The following is an 18,471-nucleotide window of genomic DNA, read 5'->3' on the forward strand; positions in this document are numbered from 1 at the left end:
GCCGGCCCGGTTACGCCGCCCGGCTGCCCGCGCCGACCGTCTCGGCGTCCTTCCCGCCCTCCGCCTCGCCGTCCGGGATCCGGCGGACCTGCCCGGGGCCGGTGTCCGCGCGGCGGGTGGCGCGGAGCAGGCGGGTCGCCGAGAGCACGGTGGCGGCCACGAGCAGCAGGTTGCGCGCGGTCAGCACGGCCACGGCCAGGACCGACCCGTCGAGCATGTCGCGGAAGAGCAGCGGGAAGTCCAGGGTCGTCAGCACGGTCGCGGCGACCAGGAGGGCGGCGACCGGGCGCTGCGAGGTCCCCCGGTGCAGCAGGCAGACGGAGGCCAGCCCGATCAGCCAGATCAGGTACTGCGGGCTCAGCACACGGCTGGTGACGACGAAGAGCAGCACCGCCGTCAGGGCCGCGTCCGGCAGCACCCAGGGCGCCCGGCGGTCGGCGCGCCGCCACCACCACAGCAGCCAGCAGAAGGCGAGGACCGTGCAGGCCTCGCTCACCCAGACCGCCTCGCGGATCCAGGGGCCGACGAACTCCATGGAGCCGTCGCGCGGCATCCACCTCCCCGACCAGCCGAAGTGCCGGGCGACGTGGAACGGCAGCGCCGCCGTCGCCTCGACCTCGATGCCGCGCTCGCGCTGCGCGGCCAGGAAGCCGAAGGCCCCGGGCATGGCGACGGCGAAGCCGAGTGCGAGGGCCGCCGCGGTCGCCGCCGCGGTGAGGACCGCGGTACGGGCCCGCGGACCGGCCCGCAGTCCGCTGAGCAGGAGCAGCGGCCAGGCCTTGACCATCGCGCCGAGCCCGACGAGCACTCCGAAGACGAGGTCGGCCCAGCGGCGGCGGGTGCCCGCGGCGATGAGGGCTCCCATGGCCATGGCGGTCACGAAGACGTCGAAGCGGCTCCAGGGCAGGGTGATCAGCAGCGGCAGGCCGCCGATCCACATCCAAGCGGCCGCCGTGCCCGGCCCCTTGCGGAGCAGCACGGCCGTCACGGCGGCGTCGCACAGCGCGCAGCACACGACGAAGGCGTGACCGTAGTCCAGCAGCGGCACCAGGCTCGGGGCGAGCAGCGGGAGCGCGGCGCCGGGCGGGTACTGCCAGGTGACGTCGGCGACGGGGAAGACCCCGGTGCGCAGCACCCCGTACCAGCCCGTGTAGACCTCCGAGACCGACGGGTCCAGGGGGCCGAGGCCGCTGAACGGGCCGAGACGCAGCGACGCCGCCACAAGCAGCAGCCGGGTCACCGCCCAGGCCGTCCACTGCCCGCGTGCGTCAAGGCACCACCGCATCGTTTGTTTCTCCCCCTGTTCGGCGGTCCGGCCTCTGGAGAAGAGACGATCGAAACGACGCACAGGTTGCCCGCGGGCAATCAGCTGTTGACGACCACCAGTCGTCCCGTCGTCGTCCCGTCCGCGACGCGCTGCACGGCGTCCGCGGCGCCGGTGAGCGGCACCCGCTCACTCACCAGCGGCTTGATCGCGCCCTCGGCGGCCAGCCGGGTCAGTTCGCCGTGGCAGCGCCGGACGGCGGCCGGGTCGTGGGTGTTGTACAGGCCCCAATGGAGGCCGAGGACGGCGTAGTTCTTCACCAGGACATGGTTGAGTCCGGGGCTGGGGATCGTGCCGCTGGTGAAGCCGACGACGACGATGCGGCCTTCGAAGGCGACGCACTTGGTGGACCGGGTGTACGCCTCACCCCCGACCGGGTCGTAGACCACGTCGGCGCCGCGCCCGCCGGTGGCCTCCTTGACGACGGCCACGAAGTCCTCGCTGTGCCGGTCGACGACGACGTCGGCGCCGAGTTCACGGGCGGCCTTGGCCTTCTCAGGGCCGCCGACGACACCGATCACCGTGGCGCCCGCCGCCTTGCCGAGCTGGACGGCGGCGCTGCCCACGCCGCCCGCGGCGGCGTGCACGAGCAGGGTCTCGCCGGGCTGCAGCGCGGCGCGGCGGTGCAGGCCGAACCAGCCGGTCTGGTAACCGATGTGGAGGGCGGCGGCCTCCGCGTCGTCCAGGGCCTCCGGCGCGGGCAGCACGCCGGCGGCCGGGACGACGGCCCGCTCGGCGAAGGCGCCGCCGGGCAGCGCGGCGGGGGTGATGACACGGTCACCGACGCTGTGTCCCTCGACGCCCTCGCCGACGGCGGCCACCTCGCCGCAGAACTCGACACCGGGGGTGAACGGCAGAGGCGGGCGCACCTGATAGTGGCCGCGGCACAGCAGCGCGTCGGGGAAGTTGACGGCGGCCGCGCGCACTGTGAGCAGCAGTTCACCGGGGCCGGGCTGCGGGTCGGGGACCTCCTCCAGGCGCATCGCCTCGCGCGGCTCCCCGTTCTCGTGCACTCGCCATGCCTTCATGCGGTCCGCTCCCGGCTCCTGTTCAGGGCTGCCGCACGGAGTGCAGCAGCATGTCGGCGAAATCGGCGGCGACCTGGCCGGCGGACAGCGGTCCGTCCTCGCGGTACCAGGTGCCGAGGTGGTGCACCGCGCCGAAGAAGAAGTCGACGACGAGGTCGGGCCGGGCCTCCGCCCGGAACACCCCCTCGCGCTGTCCCTCTTCCACCATGGCGCGGAACTTCTCGTGGTAGCGGCGCCGGTCGGCCCGTACCGCCTTCTGCTTCTCCGGGCTCAGCTGGTGGATGGACCGGAAGAAGATCTTGGTGTCGTCGAGGTTCTGGATGCTGGTGACGACGACGTCCGCGGCGGCCTCGACCAGGCGCCGCTGCACGGGCTCGTCCCTGTCCGCGATCGACTCCAGGCGCTCCAGCTGCAGCCGCAGCACCCGGCCGTAGATCTCGTGCAGGAGGTCGTCCTTGCTGCCGAAGTAGTGGTAGAGCGCGCCCTTGGTGACCCCGGCGGCCTCGACGATCTCCTGCACGGACGTCCGGTCGTAGCCGCGCTCGGCGAAGAGCCGGGTGGCCTCGGCGAGCAGCCGCTGCGGGACAGCGGTGGCGGCCGCCTTCGGTGGTGTCGTACTCCGTGCCATGGCCTGCCCTCTCTCCGTACCGGTGCGCGGGACAGCGTACCGAGCGGTATGTCATCAGTCCGCGCGTGCCCGCAACTCCCTGCGCAGGATCTTGCCCGTCGCGGTCTTGGGCAGCTCGGGCAGGACCTCGATCACGCGAGGGTACTTGTACGCCGCGAGCCGGTCCTTGCAGTGGGCGATCAGCTCCTCGGGCGACGCGGCGGCGCCTGGGCGCAGGCTGACGTACGCCTTCACGGACTCGCCGCGGTAGGCGTCGGGGACGCCTACGACGGCGGCCTCGCGCACCGCGGGGTGGGTGTAGAGGACGTCCTCGACCTCGCGCGGCCACACCTTGAAGCCGGAGGCGTTGATCATGTCCTTCTTGCGGTCGACGACGTAGAGCCAGCCGTCCTCGTCCATGAAGCCGATGTCGCCGGTGCGCAGTTCACCGCCTGGCAGGGCCGCCGCGGACGCCTCCGGGAGCCGCCAGTACCCCGGGACGACCATCGGGCCGCGCACCGCGATCTCGCCGTGCTCGCCGAAGGGCACGTCCGCCCCCTGGTCGTCGACGATCCGCACCAGGGTGTCGGGACCGGGGACGCCCACCGAGAGCGTGCCGGAGACCGGGTCGACCGGGGCCTCCAGATCGGGCGGGGTGCTGGTGGCGGGGGCGGTGCACTCGGTGAGGCCGTATCCGTTGCGCAGATAGTGGCCGAAGCGCGCCCGGAAGGCCTCCACCAGGGCGGGCGGCAGCGGCGCGCCGCCGGAGTACAGCAGCTGGAAGGAGGCGAAGTCCTCGGGCACGGCCTCGGGGTGGGCCATCAGCGCCATGTAGGCGGTGGACGGCCCGACCATGTAGGCGGGGCGGTGCTCGCGGAGCGCGTCGAGGACCACGCCCGCCTCGAAGCGGTAGGCGAGGGCGACCGTCGCGCCCGCGGCGATGCCGGCCGCGAGCTGGCAGACCATGCCGGTGATGTGGAACAGCGGTGCCAGGGCGAAGATCGTCGCACCGTCGGGGAGCACGCTGTGGGCGCGCTGCCGGTCGGCGTTGAAGCTGATGTTGCCGTGGGTGTTCAACGCGCCCTTGGGCACGCCGCTGGTGCCCGAGGTGTAGCTGATCAGCGCGATGTCCTCGCCCGTGAGCCCGGGATCGGGCAGGGCGGGCCCCACGGTGCCGGCATGGGCGGCGGCGAGCAGGTCCTCGGCGTCCTCCGCTGCGATCCGCTGCCCCGGCAGGACGCGGAGGTCGTCCCGGGTCTGCAGGTCGAGCTCGCTGGTGGTCAGCGGGATGCGGACCGGGGAGTCCGCCGCCGTCTTGCGGATGTACGCGTCCCAGGCGCGCTCGGAGCACACCAGCGCGGTCACGTCGGCGTCACGGAGGATGTGGCCGAGCTCGTGCTCCTTGTACATCGGGTTGACCGGGACGACGCTGCCGCCGGCCTTCCAGGCGGCGAGCAGGGCGATGACGAACTGCGGGACGTTCTGCAGCACGATGGCGAGCCGGTCGCCGCGCGCGAAGCCGCGGCCCATGAGATGGCGGGCGAGTCCGTCGGAGAGCTCGTCGAGCTCGCGGTAGTCGATCCGGGCGTCGAAGTAGGCCAGCGCGGTGCGGTCCGGCACCCGGTCCACGGTCGCGCGGAAGGCGTGCAGCAGCGTCGGCGGCGGGTCGGGGAGGCTGCGCAGTTCCTCCCGGAAGTGCTTGAGCCAGGGCCTGCTCTCGTACGAGGTCATGCCGCTCCCCCCTCCTCCAGCTTCCGCTGCACCCGGTTCATGGCGCCGATCCAGTGGTCGGTGTCGGTGGCCCGGGCCGCGTAGTAGCCGGCGGCGTCGGGGTGCGGCAGGATCAGGAAGCGCTCGTCGGCGATGCCCTGCAGCACGGCCTCCACGACGTCCTCCGGCTCGATGGCGCCGGGGGCGAGGACGAGTTCGCCCGCGGGGCCCGCCGCGCGCAGCATGTCGGTGCGCACGCCCTGCGGGCAGACGGCGTGGACGCGGATGCCGCGATGGCGGTAGGTGACGGCCAGCCACTCGGCGAAGGCGAGGGCACCGTGCTTGGTGACGGAGTACGGGGCGTCGCCGACCATGGTCAGCAGTCCGGCGGCGGAGACCGTGGCGACGAAGCGGCCCTCACCGCGCTCCAGCCACTCCGGGAGCAGTTCGCGGGCGGCGCGGACGTGCGCCATGACGTTGACGTCCCATACGCGCTGCCAGACCTCGTCCTCGGCCTCGGGGCCGGCCATGGAGCCGATGCCGGCGTTGGCGCAGAAGAGGTCGATGCGGCCGCCCAGCGCCTCGCGGGCCGGCCCGACCACGCCGGAGGCGTCACCGGCCAGGCAGATGCCGCCGATCTCCTCGGCGACGGCCTCCGCGGCGGACTTGTTCAGGTCGTTGACGACCACACGGGCGCCTTCCGCGGCGAATCTCCGGGCGAGCGCCGCACCGATCCCGCCTCCCGCACCGGTGACGACCACCCGGGCATCGCGCAGCGCATCCATCGCGTCTCCTTCGACTCGTACGGCTCCCTTCGCATACTAAGCGGTCGGTCACATGGAGGGAAGGTCATACCGCGGAGATCGCGGAACGCCCCTTGTGCGGCGCGGCCCGGCCGCGCCGCGTACGGGCCGGGGCCCGGCCGTATCGGCCGGGCCCCGGATCGCGTACGGAAGGTCGCACCGGGTCAGCGGTGCGCGGCGAACTCCACGACCTGCTGGTAGGTCGGGCGGTTCTGCCAGCTGATCTTGCCGTGCTTGATGCCGCCGAGCGGCCGCTGGATCACGGTGTCGGCACACCACTGGTCGCCGGCCGAGCAGTTCTCGTCGCCCGGGTAGACCTGGGCGGCGGTCGTCGCCGCGGCCTGCTTCAAGGTGCTGATCAGGATGGACCGGCAGGCGCTCAGCGAGCCGCCGCCGCAGTACTTCGCGGCCAGGCCGCCCTGGACGGGCTCACCGAGGACCGCGCGGATGTCCTTGTCGACATAGGACCACCAGCCGTACTGGAAGGCGCTCCCGGCGTGGGCACCGGTCGGGCCGTGCCCGGCCGAAGGGGCCTCGTCGACGGTCAGGTTGGCGGTGAGCGCCGCGTACAGCCCGCTGCCGAGGCCCGGTTCGAATTCGGCCTTGACGAGCAGCGGCCACCACGCGTCCATGATGCGCACCGCGTCGGCGTTGGCGTAGGTGTGCGAACCCGCCGAGGTCTCCTTGCGCTTGGCGCCCGCCGTGACCCAGTCGCCCAGCTTCGTGACGGCGGCGGCCGCGGCGGGATCGGAGACCGCACTGCTGCGGATCACCTTCAGCAGATTCGGCAGCACGTCCTCGCCGCGCAGATCGGTGAGGGCCGCGTCGGCCATCGCCCGGACGAGCTGCGCCCGGGTGACGCCGCCCGCGGCGACCAGTTGCTTCACCCGGTCGTCGAGCAGGTCCCCGCGGTGCACCGAGCCGTTGCCGAAGCCGGCCGCGTCGTACCCCTTGGCCTGCCGGTTGTTCCAGGAGACGTAGTAGTCCTGGTCGACGGACTGCGGGTGCTCGGCGGGCGGGGTGTAGTCGGCGGTGTTGTGCGCCGGGTCGAAGCCCTGCCACTCGTACGCCGTCTCGGCGCGCACCGGGAAGGTGGCGTCCACCCCGGCCTGCCGGACCGGGTTGTCGCCGCTGTTGTAGTAGGCCGTGTGCTGGGAGTCGGCGTAGAACCAGTTGAAGGTGTAGTTGATGTGCTGCACGGCCTCCTCGAAGGAGGCGGGACCGGTGACCGCGGACGGGTCGTTGAGCATCTGGAAGCCGACCACCGAGTCGGCCTCGTGCATATAGGAGCTGCGCAGGCTGGTGAACGCCACCTTCTTGCCGCCGACGGTCCCGCGGTACTCCACGGTGCCGTACTTGGTCCGGTAGACCTGCATCCGGTACGAGCCGGCGGCCGTGCCGTCGGCGGTGGTCGGCGTCCAGGCGTTGCTGCGTTCCAGCTTCTCCATGGGCGTGCAGGTGCCGTGGTACAGGTAGTGGACGTCGTCCTGGCACAGTTCGACCGCGTAGGTGTCGGTGATGTCCTGGGCCGAGGTCGTCGCGCTCCACGCGAAGTCCGGGCCGCGGCCCAGCTCCACGTACATGCTCAGCCCCGCGAAGGAGGCGCCGCGCGCGCTGATCCCGGGGCCCTGGATCTCCTGGAGCATGAGCAGCTGTGGCGCGAAGTAGCCGGTCTGCGGGCCGAAGACGGCGACCGGGTGGCCGCTCGCGGTGTGCGCGCCGCTGACGAGCAGGGCGTTGGACATGCCCCTGGTGTTGGCCGACAGGGCCGTTTTCGCCGCGCTCTTGGAGGCGGCCGCGGCCTTGGCGGTCGCGCCGGTGCCGGTGCGGTCGTAGACCAGCGGCTCCTCCGTCACCGAGCCGGCGTCCGGCATCGCCGTGCCGCGCGGGGTGTCGGGGCGCACGGCGTACGGGAAGCTCTCGCCGTCGTGGACGGTCAGCGCCGCCTCGGGGTCGTCGCGCTCGCGGAAGGACTCCCACACCTTGGTGCCCTCGGCGACGCCGTACTTCTCCTGGGCCGCCAGCAGCGACAGCGCGTTGGTCACCTCGCCGCCCCCGCCCGTGCCGAACAGGGCGCCGATGACGGAGGCGAGCGCCACCAGGTCGGTGGGCTTGAACCTCTCTATGGTGCCGGCGTTGGTGATCGCGTCCTTGTGGCCGGTCAGCACGTACTCGCCGGGGAAGTAGCGTCCGCTGTCCGAGGCGGCGATGTAGGCGTTGACGCCGTCCACATAGGCGTTGACGTCCGCGAACGCCTGCTGGCCGCGGGCGCCGTTGTGGGAGGCGATCCAGTCGATCTGGGTCTGCAGATCGGCCTCGGTGTAGGGGGCCGCGCGCCAGAACTGCTGCTCCAGGCCCTGGTTGGCGAGGGCGCCGCCCGCGAAGGAGGTCAGCTGGCCGCGGCCGACGTGCCGGAACAGGTCCATCATCCACAGCCGGTCCTGCGCCGCGGCGTACCCGGCGCCGAACTCCGTGCCGTAGCGGGTCGTCCCGGAGATGTGCGGGACGCCGGTCTTCTTGTCGCGCGTGATCGTCACGTCGCTGCGGGGCGAGACGGTGGAGGCCACCTGGCCCGCGGGGACGCCGAAGGACGCGTCGTTGAAGAAGTTGCTGATGGTGGCGTTCGTCAGGTTCTGGTACCCGGTGGCCAGGTTGGCGTAGGGACCGAGCTGGTCCTCCGCATGGTCGGGCTGGGTGCCGAAGATCTGGTTGAGCAGGATCTGGGCGAGCGTGGCGTTGCCGTTCTCGCCCGGCGGCAGGATGTCGGAACACTGCCCCTGGCAGTAGTCGGTGGGGGTGGCGGCGGCCGCGGGGGCCGCCAATGGGAGCGGCGCGAGGAGACTCGCGCCCAGTGCGAGCACCGCCGCGGCGGCACCCGTTTTCAGTCTTGACCTGAACTTTGACCTGAACCTGTCAATCTGCGCACGCATGACCGCTCCTCCCGAAGGCCGGTGTGACGCAGATTACTTCGAAGATGACCCATGAGTAAGGTGAACATGCGTCACGTTTTGGGCACGCGAAATCGGCTGGAACTCATCGCCCCGGGGATGGATCCGGATCGCCGTCCGTTACGTCCATTCGACAGCGATGCGAACCCGATGACGGAGGTGGCATGCCATGGCCGGATTCCGAAGTCTCGCGAGACAGGTGCGCGACCCGCGGTGGTGCCCCACCCAGCGCCGCACCTACCTGCGGCGATGCCTGGAGCGCTTCGCGCCGTACGGGCACCGGGCCACCTGGGACCACCTCTGCGCCCGCGCCGGCTTCGCCCCTCAGGACCGCGAGCCCGACCCGGCCCGCCTGCTGTCCGCCCTCGCGGAGCTGGAGGAGGCACGGGCCGTCTGGCTCACGTACGAGCGGGAGTTCGCCGCCCGCCGCAAGGAGGAGAAGTTCTCCGGCATCCGCCAGCCCGGCGCCCTGGACGACTGGCACCGGCGCACCTGGGGCGGCAACGGGGTCGCCTGGTGCGACGATCCGCTCACCCACCCCTCCGACCGGCTCGCGGACGTCCTGCGCCGCATCATCGCCGCGATCGACGCGGGGGCGGGGCAGGCGTGCCCCGTCTGCGCGCGGGAGCGGCTTCTGTGGCGCGACCGCCTCAACCACTATCCCGGGGCGGGGCCGGTGTGTGCGCACTGCGGGATCGTGGTGCCGCTTCCCGTTCTCACGGGGGCCGCGGTCGCGGCGGCGCGGGGGGAGTTGCTTGTCGCCGCGGGCTGACCTGACGCTCGGCTTGCGGTCCGGGTGGGTTTTTCCCCCGCCGGCCCACCCTCCCCCAACCTTCGGCCGGGGGTGCCCCCAGCCCTGTGAAGTCAGTGACCCCGGCGCGCGTTTGAGGTGGGCCGGGTGCGGGGCCTCCGGGGCTGGCCATTCTGGACAGCACATTTACGTGCGTGACGGGCACTTGCTCATCCCATCCCTGCCCGGATGCCGCACACAAATATGCTCCACAGTCCAGAACACCCACCCCTACGACCCCGCCCCCTCCGTAGTCTTCGCGCCTGATCCCCAGTGGGGGGGGAAGGCAGCCATGGCACAGCCCCACAGTCGGTGCAGCGGCACATCAGCCGCCCAGCCGTCACCGCCCCCACGCGATGCGCACCGGGCGTCACGTCGCGCCCACAGCGGGTCCCCCGGGCGAATGTTGGGGCAGGCCCGGCAGGCCGATGGGGGCTGTCTCCAGGCAACCGGAGTCACCCCGGTCCGCCTCCATACCCCCACTGGGGATCAGGCGCATGACGAAACGGAGGGGGCGGGGTCGTAGGGGTGGGCGTTCTGGACTGTGGAGCATATTTGGGTGCACAACCCGGAGTGACCAAGGAGAGTGCCCGAGGCACCAAAATGTGCTGTCCAGAATGGCCAGCCCCGGAGGCCCCGAACCCGGCACCCAACGAAACGCGCGCCGGGGTCACTGACTTCACAGGGCACACGGGCGGGAGGGCGGGGAACAAAACCTACCCAGACCGCAAGCGCAGCGCAGGGGCTGACACCTACCGGAGGGTAATGCGACGATGCACGTCGCAGGGGTCCAAACGACGTGGGACGGGACGGTACCGGCATGGCCGAACTGCACGATCTGACCGCACTGGAGCAGGGCGCCGCGATCCGGGCAGGCGAGGTGTCCCCGGTCGAACTCACCGACCACTACCTGGCCCGCGTCGACCGCCTCAACGACACCGTCGGCGCCTACATCACCGTCACCCCGGAGATCGCCCGCAAGCAGGCCGCCGACGCCGAGTCCGAGGCGCTGGCGGCCCGCCGCGAGGACCGCGTCGAGGATCTGTCGCCGCTGCACGGCGTGCCCGTCCCCGTGAAGGACCTCAACTTCGTCGCCGGCGTGCGCTGCACGCTCGGCTCGCAGGCGTACGCCGACCACGTGCCGGACGTCGACGACCACGTGGCGGCGAGGCTGCGCGCCGCCGGAACGGTCCTGCTGGGCAAGACCAACACCCCGGAGTTCGGGCTGCCCTGCTACACCGAGAACAAGCTGGCCCCGCCCGCCCGCACCCCGTGGGACCTGGAGCGGTCCGCGGGCGGCTCCAGCGGCGGCGCGGCGGCCGCCGTCTCCGCGGGGCTGGCGCCGATCGCCCAGGGCAGCGACGGCGGCGGTTCCATCCGCATCCCGGCCTCCGTCTGCGGTCTGTTCGGCATCAAGCCGAGCCGCGGCCGGGTCAGCCCCGGACCGGTGCAGCACGACGTCAGCGGACTGAGCACGAGCGGCCCGATCGCCCGCACCGTCGCGGACGCCGCGGCGCTGCTGGACGTGCTCGCGGGCGGGATGCCCGGCGATCCGTACGGCGCCCCGTCGCTGCCGCCGGGCGAGACGTTCGCCTCGTACGCCGCACGGGAGCCCGGCCCGCTGCGGGTGGTCGGGCTGCCCCAGCCTCCCGTGCCGGGTGTCGAACTGCACCCGGACTGCCGTGCGGCGTACGACGGCACGGCGGAGCTGCTGCGTGAGCTGGGCCACCAGGTCGACGAGGTCGAACTGCCCGTCGACGGCGCGATCCTGGACGCCTTCACCCGCGTGTGGGGCGTGATGGCCACCGTGTACCCGGTCGCGCCGGAGCAGGAGGAGCTGCTGATGCCGCTGACCCGGCACCTGCGCGCCGAGGGCGCCAAGGTGTCGGGTCCGGACTTCGCGGCGTCGTTGTACGCGTTCCGCGCGCTGGGGCAGTTGATCGCGGACGCGCTGCTGTCCTCGTACGACCTGGTGCTGACCCCGACGCTGGCGCAGCCGCCGGCGCCGGTGGGTCCGGCGGGGCTGCGCCACGACACGGACCCGGCCGCGGAGTTCGCGGGGCTGGCGGCCTTCACGCCGTTCACGCCGATCTTCAACGCCACGGGCCAGCCGGCGGTGAACGTACCGCTGCACTGGACCGAGGGCGGCCTGCCGATCGGGGTGATGTTCGGCGGCCGCTACGGGGACGAGGCGACGCTCATCTCGCTGTCGGCGCAGCTGGAGGCGGCCCGTCCGTGGGCCGCCCGCAGGCCCGCGCTCTGGTAGCGGGTACGGGGCGCGGCGGCCTCTGCGCGAGGAGCCGCCGCGCGCCCGGCCCCTGCTCGCCGAGCGCGTCGCCGGGGTTGGACAGGGCGCAGCGGTCCAGGGAGAGGCAGCCGCAGCCGATGCAGTCGTCGAGGCTGTCGCGCAGGCGGGTGAGCTGCTCGATGCGCGCGTCGAGTTCGGACCGCCAGCCAGCCGAGAGCCGCGCCCAGTCGGCACGGTCGGGCGTGCGCCCCGCGGGCAGGCCGTCCAGGGCCTCGCGGATCGCCGCGAGGGGCATGCCGACCCGCTGGGAGGCCCGGATGAAGGCGACCCGGCGCAGCGCGTCGCGGGTGTAGCGGCGCTGGTTGCCGGCGGTGCGGCGGCTGCGGATGAGGCCCTTGGACTCGTAGAAGTGGAGTGCCGAGACCGCCGCGCCGCTGCGTGCGCTGAGCTGGCCGACGGTCAGTTCGCGTTGTTCGGTGGGGATGGCGGTCATTCCCCGACTCTACGAGAGCTTCGCGAGCTTCTTGCGACGCGGGATGCCCGCCCGCCACAACCGGAGGCAGGACATGACGGCGGCGCCGACCAGCAGGGAGTTGCGGATCGCGACCACGCTGGTGCCCTGCCAGGAGTTGCTGACGACCTCCTCGAAGAACAGCGGGTAGTCGACCGTGGTGACCGCGGTGGCGAGCAGCAGCAGGACGGCCACCGGGCGCTGCGTCGTCTGGCGCATCGTCAGGCAGACGGCGCCGAGCCCGATCAGCCAGATCAGGTACTGCGGGCTGATGACGCGGCTGGTGACGGTGAAGAGCAGTACGGCGGTCAGCGCGGCGTCGTAGGGCGTGGCCGGTGTCCACCGGGCCGCCCGCAGCCGCCACACCAGCAGCCACACCAGGGCGGCGCCGGTGAGCACGAGGGAGGCGGTGGCCACCCAGTTGACGTACGGGCCGATGAACTCCATGGAGCCGTAGTGCGCCCGCACCCGGCCGGGCCAGCCGAGCAGTCCGGCGACGTGCAGAAAGGTGCCGCCGAGCGATTCGACCTCGACCCCGCGGTGGTGCTGGGCGGCGACGAAGCCCGTGGCACCGCGGAAGAAGACGGTCAGCACCGCGAGCAGGGCGGCCGCCGACATGCCGAGCGCCGTCCAGGCCTGACGGGTCGTGCGGCCGCGCGGTGTGCCGAGGACGGTGAGCGCGGGCCAGAGCTTGATCATGGTGGCGAGCCCGACGAGGGCGCCGCCCAGCCGGGGCCGTGCGGGCACCGCTAGCAGGGCGCACACGGCGACGGCCGTGACCAGCAGGTCGTAGCGGGAGTACGGCAGGTGCATCAACAGGGGCAGCCCCAGTACCCACATCCAGGCACCGGCGGTGCTCCGGCCCGGCCGGTTCCACCCGGCACGCAGAAGGGCGACGAGGACGAGGGCGTCGCCAAGGAACGAGAGCAGGACGAAGCCCTGCAGGTAACTGAGGCCGGGCAGCAGCGCGGGGGTCAGCATCACCAGGGCGGCGCCGGGCGGGTACTGCCATGTGACGTCGCGGACCGGGTACGTGCCGCGCTCGAAGCCGTGACTCCAGTGCTGGTAGAGGTAGTAGACCTCGCGGGCGATGTCCCCGTGGCCGGCCCGCAGCAGGGCGAGCATGACCACCCGGCTGGAGATCCAGTACGCGCCGATCGCGACCCAGGCCTGCGGCCAGGTGGACGGGCGCAGCAGGGCGCGGCGGTCGCCGGGGAGGGACGGTCCGCTGCCGTAACGGACCTCCGTCGTCTCCCAGTCGTGCCGGCTGGTCTCCGTCCTGGCCTCGGCCACTGCCGCCTCCTCCACCACCACAACGCCACATTCGGTGCATATGGCTATGAAAGATAGCCACAAACCGGACATGGGCTTCGTGATACGCGCCGGAGGACGGGGCGTTGACAGGGATCCGCCCCTCGCAGCATGCTGAGCAAGCGCTTAGACAGCACGGGAGGCATGACATGGGACAGCCCAGGATCTTCACATCGGTGGACGAACTGAAGGCCGCCGTCGGCGAGGAACTCGGCACCACCGAGTGGCTGGAGGTCGACCAGAAGCGGATCGACCTCTTCGCGGACGCCACCGGCGACCACCAGTGGATCCACGTGGATCCGGAGAAGGCGGCCCAGGGCCCCTTCGGCACCACCATCGCGCACGGTTACCTGACGCTGTCGCTGATCCCCTCCTTCACGCCGGAGCTGATGCGCGTCGAGGGCGTGAAGATGGGCGTCAACTACGGCGTCAACAAGGTGCGCTTCCCTTCACCCGTGCCGGTGGGTTCGCGGCTGCGTGCCACGGGCCAGGTCGCCGAGGTCACCGAAGTGCCGGGCGGGGCGCAGCTCGTGGTCCGTATCACCGTCGAACGCGAGGGCGGCGACAAGCCGGTCTGCGTCGCCGAGACGGTCGTGCGCTTCTACCTCTGACTTCTGACCTTTGGCCTTTGACCGTTGACCTCCGGCGACCTCCGGCGTCTGAGCGGAACGGTCAGCCCCGGCCGGAGGCCGGGCCGTACCCGACCATGCGCAGGGCGAGATCGGCGTACAGCGCGCCGATCTCGTCCGGCGTGCGCCGCCCGCCCGGGTTGAACCAGCGGGCCACGTCGATGCAGAGGGACAGCAGCGCGACGGTCGTGCCGGAGACGTCGGGGACGTCGAACTCCCCCGTCCGCACGCCGTCGCGCAGAATCGAGCGGACCGCCGCCTCGCTCTCCCGGCGCAGTTCCACGATCTCGGCGTAGTGCTCGGGGCCGAGCGCGCCCAACTCGTACTGCACGACGCGGCCGGTGGTGTGGTGCTCGGCGTGCCAGCGGACGAACGCGCGCACGGCCTCGGCCAGGCGTCCGGCCGGGGAGCCCTCGCCTTCGGCGGCGCCTTGGAGCAGCCCCAGGGAGAGCCGGTGGCCGACCACGCTGATCTGGTAGAGCAGCTCTTCCTTGGTCTTGTAGTGGATGTAGAGCGCCGCCGGGCTCATGCCGGCGCGGCCGGCGATGTCGCGGGTGGTCGTCGCGTGGTAGCCGCGCTCCGCGAACGCCTCGACCGCGGCGATCACCAGCCGCCGGGCGGCATCAGGGGTGATGCCGGTCCACGCCTCGGTACGCTCCGACTGCTCCGCCTCCACGTCCATGGCGGACACCCTACATGCCCACTGAGCAAGCGCTTAGATACCAAGCGGTCGGTCGAACGGAGAGCTGCGGCGGCCGGGCCGGGTCAGAAGGCCGAGACGCCGGTCAGGTCGCGGCCGATGAGCAGTTTCTGGATCTGGCTCGTGCCCTCGTAGAGGGTCATCACGCGGGCGTCGCGCAGCAGCTTGCCGACCGGGTACTCGTCGATGTAGCCGTAGCCGCCGAACACCTGGAGCGCGTTGTTGGCGCAGCGCACGGCCGCCTCACTGGCGAAGAGCTTGGCCTTGGAGGACTCCGCGGCGAACGGCTGCCCGCGGTCGATGAGGTCGGCGACGCGCCAGGTCAGCAGGCGGGCGGCGTCCACGTCCAGGGCGATGTCGGCGATCAGCTCCTGCACCAGCTGGTGCGCGGCAATGGGGCGGCCGAACTGCTCGCGCTCCTTGGCGTAGCCCACGGCGGCGTCCAGGGCCGCTTGAGCGATGCCCACACAGCCGGCGGCCACCGACATCCGGCCCTTGGCGAGCGCCGACATCGCGACCGAGAAGCCCTTGCCCTCGGGCGCGATCATCGTGGAGTCCGGTACGCGCACGTCCTCGAGCACCAGCTCGGCGGTCGCCTGGCCGCGCAGACCGAGCTTGCCGTGGATCTCGCGGCGGGTGAGGCCAGGGGTGTCGGTGGGCACGAGGAAGGCGCTGACGCCCTTGTGACCGGGGGTGTCATTGGTGCGGGCGAAGAGCAGGACGACATCGGCCCAGGTGCCGTTCGTGATGAACATCTTGGTGCCGTTGATCACCCAGTCGCCGCCGTCCCGCGTGGCCCGGGTGGTGAGGTTGCCGGCGTCCGAGCCGGTGCCGGGCTCCGTGAGGCCGAAGCAGCCGACGGCCTCGCCGGAGGCGAGCCGGGGCAGCCATGCGCGCTTCTGCTCCTCGGTGCCCCAGTGGGCGACGGACTTCGCGACGAGGCCGAGGGAGACCGAGACGATGCCGCGCACGGAGGAGTCGCCGCGGCCCAGCTCCTCGGTGACCAGGCAGTAGGCGAGGTGGTCGCCGCCCGACCCGCCGTACTCCTCGGGGATGGTGAGGCCGAGGAAGCCCACCGCGCCCAGCTTCTTCACGATGCCGCGGTCCACGCTCTCGGCGCGGTCCCAGGCCGTCGCGTGCGGCACGATCTCGCGCTCGGTGAAGTCTGCGGCCAGACGGCGGACCGCGGCCTGCTCCTCGGACAGCTCAAGGTTCACGACGCACCTCGGTGTTGATCCACTCGTTAATTAGCAGTGCTAGTTTCCTGCACGCAGCCTCTACTATGTGCCGCATGGCCCGCCCCCGCAAGCCCCTGCTCAGCCGCGAGCGCATCGTCGCCGCGGCGCTCGCGCTGGTGGACGCGGAGGGCCTGGCGGCCGTCTCCACGCGGCGGCTCGCGGCGGAGCTCGGGGTCAGCGGGCCGAGCCTGTACAACCACTTCACGACCAAGGACGAGATCCTGGACGCGGTCGCCGATGCCGTCGTCGCGGAGGTGGACCTCACCATGTTCGAGAACGGCAGCGACTGGCGCGACGCGCTGGTGGCCTGGGCCCGGTCCTACCGCGCCGCCCTGGCCGCGCACCCCCACATCGTCCCGTTCCTGGCCCAGGGACCCGGGCGCCGCCCCGCGGGGCTGCGCATGGCCGACGCGGTCTTCGGCGGCATGACGGCCGCGGGATGGCCGCCGGCGCACGCGACCCGGGTCGGCGCGCTCATGCGGTACTTCGTGGCGGGGTCGGCACTGGGCTCGTTCGCGCGGGGGTTCGTCGACGACCCGACGGCCTACGACCCGGCGGACTATCCGCACCTCGGGCAGGCGCACCTGCTGGCGGAGCGTCAGCAGCGAGTGGACGAGGGCGCGTTCGAGACGGGGTTGCGGGCCCTGATCGACGGGCTGGCGGTGCAGTTCGCGGCGCTGCCGCGCTGAGCGGCTGGGGCCGGCTGTCGGTGGCGGCTGCGACCATCGGCGCATGGACACGATCTTCGACTGGCGGTCCTTCCTCGTGCGGTGGAGCGAGGAGTGGTCCGACGCCCAGGAGCCGGACGGCTCCCTCTCCGAGGACGACGCGCTGGCGGTGCGCGACCGCTGGCTGGGCTTCGCCCCGGCGGACACGGAGCGCATAGCTCTGGCGGAGGAGCGGCTGGGGCGCCGACTGCCGCCGTCCTACCGGGCGTTCCTCGAGGTGAGCGACGGGTGGCGGCACGCGGGCGGGTTCGTCTGGCTGCTCGCGGGTACGGAGGCGGCGCGGTGGCACCAGGACACGGCCGGCCTCACCGAGATCTGGCGGGAAGCCTACGGGCCCGACCCGTCTCCGGAGGCGGTCATGGAGACCGGGATGTGGACCCGCGCCCTCCAGCTCGACGTGGAGTCCGACCTGGCCTACGTGCTGCTGGATCCGCTCGACGTCGGTGCCGACGGCGAGTGGGCCCTGTACGGCTATCGGAGCTGGGCGGCCGAACCGCCGCAACGGTACGCGTCCTTCCGGGAGTTCATGGAGGACATGTACCGGGAGTTCCATCAGCTGTCCGTGTTCCGGAGTGCCCGCGGTGGACGGGTGTTCGCCAACGCGACGACGCGGGCCCTGGACGTCGCCATGGAGGACGCCCGGCGCGACGCGCTGGCGGGGCGGTACGAGCAGGCCGAGACCGCGCTCGCGGAGGCCGCGGAGTTCGGGCGCCCGCGGGCGAAGGCCCTGCGCGACCAGATAGGGCGGCTGCAGGGCCGGACGCAGAGGGCCGACTTCGACGGGCAGGCACTCGACCCCGTGTACGCCCCGGAGCTGCTGGCGTTGCTGGCCGCCGAGCACGTACGGGACGGACGTGACGAGGCCTCGTGGGGGTTCGTGGTGCGGGGCGCCAACGGTGAGGTGAGTGCCCAGGGCGAGGAGTTGCTGCGGCAGATGCGGGACGGGACCTTTCGGTACACGGCGCCGGGCGCCTTCGGGGAGGCCGTCGACCGGGCGCGGGAGCAGGCGCGGTGGGGCGGCACCGACGCGGCCTGGCGCACCCTGCGCGCGGCCCTGCCGGACTGGGAGCCGACCGGTCCCGACCTGCTCGCGCCGCTCGGTCTGCTCGCGGACCCGATCCTCGGGCCGCTGATCACGCCGGAACGCGGACGCGAGTTGCTGGCGACCCCGCGAGCAGGCGAGACGGGCACGGCGCCGGAGCCGACGACCGACGCCGATCCGGGTGGCCTCGCATGGCTCGCCTCCACCGGGTACGAACGCGGCTATCGCTTCGTCCTCGTGAAGGGCGTGACGCCGGACGAGTTGCCCGCCCGGCTGGGGACAGAGGAAAACGGCGGGTTCCACGACCCCGCGGAGCTCCGAGCAGAGCGGATGAGTTTGCGGGGCTCCCGCACCACCTCGTCCTACGACGACAAGGCACGCGTGGCCGTCGGCAGCGCCGGGGAGGGCTGGAGCTTCGCCTTCGACGGGCGGCCGAAAGGCTTCAACGAAACACGGTTCGTCTCACCTGCGGCCGCCGCGTCCCGGACCGGCCGCGCCGTCGTGGTCTGGAGCGCCCCCGGCGGAACGCACGGGCCGACGTCCGACCTCTTCCACCTCTCGTTCGCCGAGAACGGCGAGGAACGGTACGCGTTCACCGTGCGCGGCACCGAGGTCCGGCGGAGCGGCAGCGTGCCGCCGGCCCTCGACCCGCGTCACCTGTTCTCACCGGACGACTTCCCCAGAGAAGGTGAACAGCGGGCGCTGCGGGCCGTCGCCGCCGAATTCGGGGTGACGTTGCCGCGCTTCGCCCTCACCCGGGGACTTCTGCACACGTTCGTCACCAGATCGTGGACACGGCCGCCCGGACCGGGCGAGACATACGTGACCATGACCGTGGGCACGGGGTGAGCGCG

Annotated in this window: 15 protein-coding genes; 5 read left to right on the forward strand and 10 right to left on the reverse strand. The window is 72.4% G+C overall.

What is annotated here, in order from left to right; genetic code table 11:
* Positions 1-10: 10 nt before the first annotated feature.
* The 6 genes from ACFWVC_RS18190 to ACFWVC_RS18215 all read right to left on the reverse strand — a co-directional run bounded on the left by ACFWVC_RS18190 (position 11) and on the right by ACFWVC_RS18215 (position 8,402).
* Positions 11-1,285, reverse strand: a complete 1,275-nt coding sequence (locus tag ACFWVC_RS18190; RefSeq protein ID WP_384286333.1) for a glycosyltransferase 87 family protein — start codon at positions 1,283-1,285, stop codon at positions 11-13.
* A gap of 80 nt (positions 1,286-1,365) precedes the next feature.
* Positions 1,366-2,352, reverse strand: a complete 987-nt coding sequence (locus ACFWVC_RS18195; protein ID WP_384286337.1) for an NADPH:quinone oxidoreductase family protein — start codon at positions 2,350-2,352, stop codon at positions 1,366-1,368.
* Positions 2,353-2,374: 22 nt separating this feature from the next.
* Positions 2,375-2,980, reverse strand: a complete 606-nt coding sequence (locus ACFWVC_RS18200; protein ID WP_384286340.1) for a TetR/AcrR family transcriptional regulator — start codon at positions 2,978-2,980, stop codon at positions 2,375-2,377.
* A 54-nt stretch (positions 2,981-3,034) separates the two neighbouring features.
* Positions 3,035-4,690, reverse strand: a complete 1,656-nt coding sequence (locus ACFWVC_RS18205; RefSeq protein WP_384286343.1) for a long-chain fatty acid--CoA ligase — start codon at positions 4,688-4,690, stop codon at positions 3,035-3,037.
* Positions 4,687-5,454 (reverse strand): SDR family oxidoreductase, encoded by a 768-nt coding sequence (locus tag ACFWVC_RS18210; RefSeq protein WP_384286348.1) that lies wholly within the window; start codon positions 5,452-5,454, stop codon positions 4,687-4,689. Before ACFWVC_RS18210 ends, ACFWVC_RS18205 begins: the two co-directional genes overlap by 4 nt.
* Before the next feature lie 182 nt (positions 5,455-5,636).
* A complete protein-coding gene (locus ACFWVC_RS18215) occupies positions 5,637-8,402 on the reverse strand; it encodes a penicillin acylase family protein (protein WP_384286351.1) in 2,766 nt (921 codons plus the stop codon).
* Positions 8,403-8,589: 187 nt separating this feature from the next.
* On the opposite strand from ACFWVC_RS18215, the gene ACFWVC_RS18220 reads away from it, so the two are divergent.
* Together ACFWVC_RS18220 and ACFWVC_RS18225 are read left to right on the forward strand one after the other, a co-directional pair.
* On the forward strand, positions 8,590-9,192 hold the full coding sequence (locus ACFWVC_RS18220; RefSeq protein ID WP_384286353.1) for a hypothetical protein: 603 nt from the start codon (positions 8,590-8,592) through the stop codon (positions 9,190-9,192).
* An 838-nt stretch (positions 9,193-10,030) separates the two neighbouring features.
* Entirely contained in the window at positions 10,031-11,476 is a 1,446-nt protein-coding gene (locus ACFWVC_RS18225) for an amidase (protein WP_384286355.1), read from the forward strand.
* On the opposite strand, the gene soxR is transcribed toward ACFWVC_RS18225, so the two are convergent.
* Positions 11,409-11,951 (reverse strand): redox-sensitive transcriptional activator SoxR, encoded by a 543-nt coding sequence (gene soxR, locus ACFWVC_RS18230; protein ID WP_384286358.1) that lies wholly within the window; start codon positions 11,949-11,951, stop codon positions 11,409-11,411. The genes ACFWVC_RS18225 and soxR overlap by 68 nt on opposite strands.
* Positions 11,952-11,960: 9 nt before the next feature.
* Positions 11,961-13,262 carry a glycosyltransferase 87 family protein gene (locus ACFWVC_RS18235; protein ID WP_384286360.1) on the reverse strand — a complete coding sequence of 434 codons (1,302 nt, stop codon included), beginning with the start codon at positions 13,260-13,262 and terminating at the stop codon, positions 11,961-11,963.
* Positions 13,263-13,429: 167 nt separating this feature from the next.
* Here ACFWVC_RS18235 and ACFWVC_RS18240 point away from each other — a divergent pair, with 167 nt between their 5' ends.
* Positions 13,430-13,891 (forward strand): MaoC family dehydratase, encoded by a 462-nt coding sequence (locus tag ACFWVC_RS18240; protein ID WP_384286362.1) that lies wholly within the window; start codon positions 13,430-13,432, stop codon positions 13,889-13,891.
* A gap of 61 nt (positions 13,892-13,952) precedes the next feature.
* Here ACFWVC_RS18240 and ACFWVC_RS18245 read toward each other — a convergent pair whose 3' ends face one another.
* Both ACFWVC_RS18245 and ACFWVC_RS18250 read right to left on the reverse strand, forming a co-directional pair.
* On the reverse strand, positions 13,953-14,591 hold the full coding sequence (locus ACFWVC_RS18245) for a TetR/AcrR family transcriptional regulator (RefSeq protein WP_384286365.1): 639 nt from the start codon (positions 14,589-14,591) through the stop codon (positions 13,953-13,955).
* An 83-nt stretch (positions 14,592-14,674) separates the two neighbouring features.
* Complete coding sequence (locus ACFWVC_RS18250; protein ID WP_384286367.1) at positions 14,675-15,826, reverse strand: acyl-CoA dehydrogenase family protein; 1,152 nt, start codon at positions 15,824-15,826, stop codon at positions 14,675-14,677.
* A gap of 74 nt (positions 15,827-15,900) precedes the next feature.
* On the opposite strand from ACFWVC_RS18250, the gene ACFWVC_RS18255 reads away from it, so the two are divergent.
* Both ACFWVC_RS18255 and ACFWVC_RS18260 read left to right on the forward strand, forming a co-directional pair.
* Positions 15,901-16,536 carry a TetR/AcrR family transcriptional regulator gene (locus ACFWVC_RS18255; protein WP_384286369.1) on the forward strand — a complete coding sequence of 212 codons (636 nt, stop codon included), beginning with the start codon at positions 15,901-15,903 and terminating at the stop codon, positions 16,534-16,536.
* 43 nt (positions 16,537-16,579) lie between these two features.
* Positions 16,580-18,466 (forward strand): SMI1/KNR4 family protein, encoded by a 1,887-nt coding sequence (locus ACFWVC_RS18260; protein ID WP_384286371.1) that lies wholly within the window; start codon positions 16,580-16,582, stop codon positions 18,464-18,466.
* Positions 18,467-18,471: the final 5 nt, after the last annotated feature.

Origin of the sequence: Streptomyces sp. NPDC058691 (genome assembly GCF_042714775.1) — a bacterium.
Taxonomy (GTDB): domain Bacteria; phylum Actinomycetota; class Actinomycetes; order Streptomycetales; family Streptomycetaceae; genus Actinacidiphila.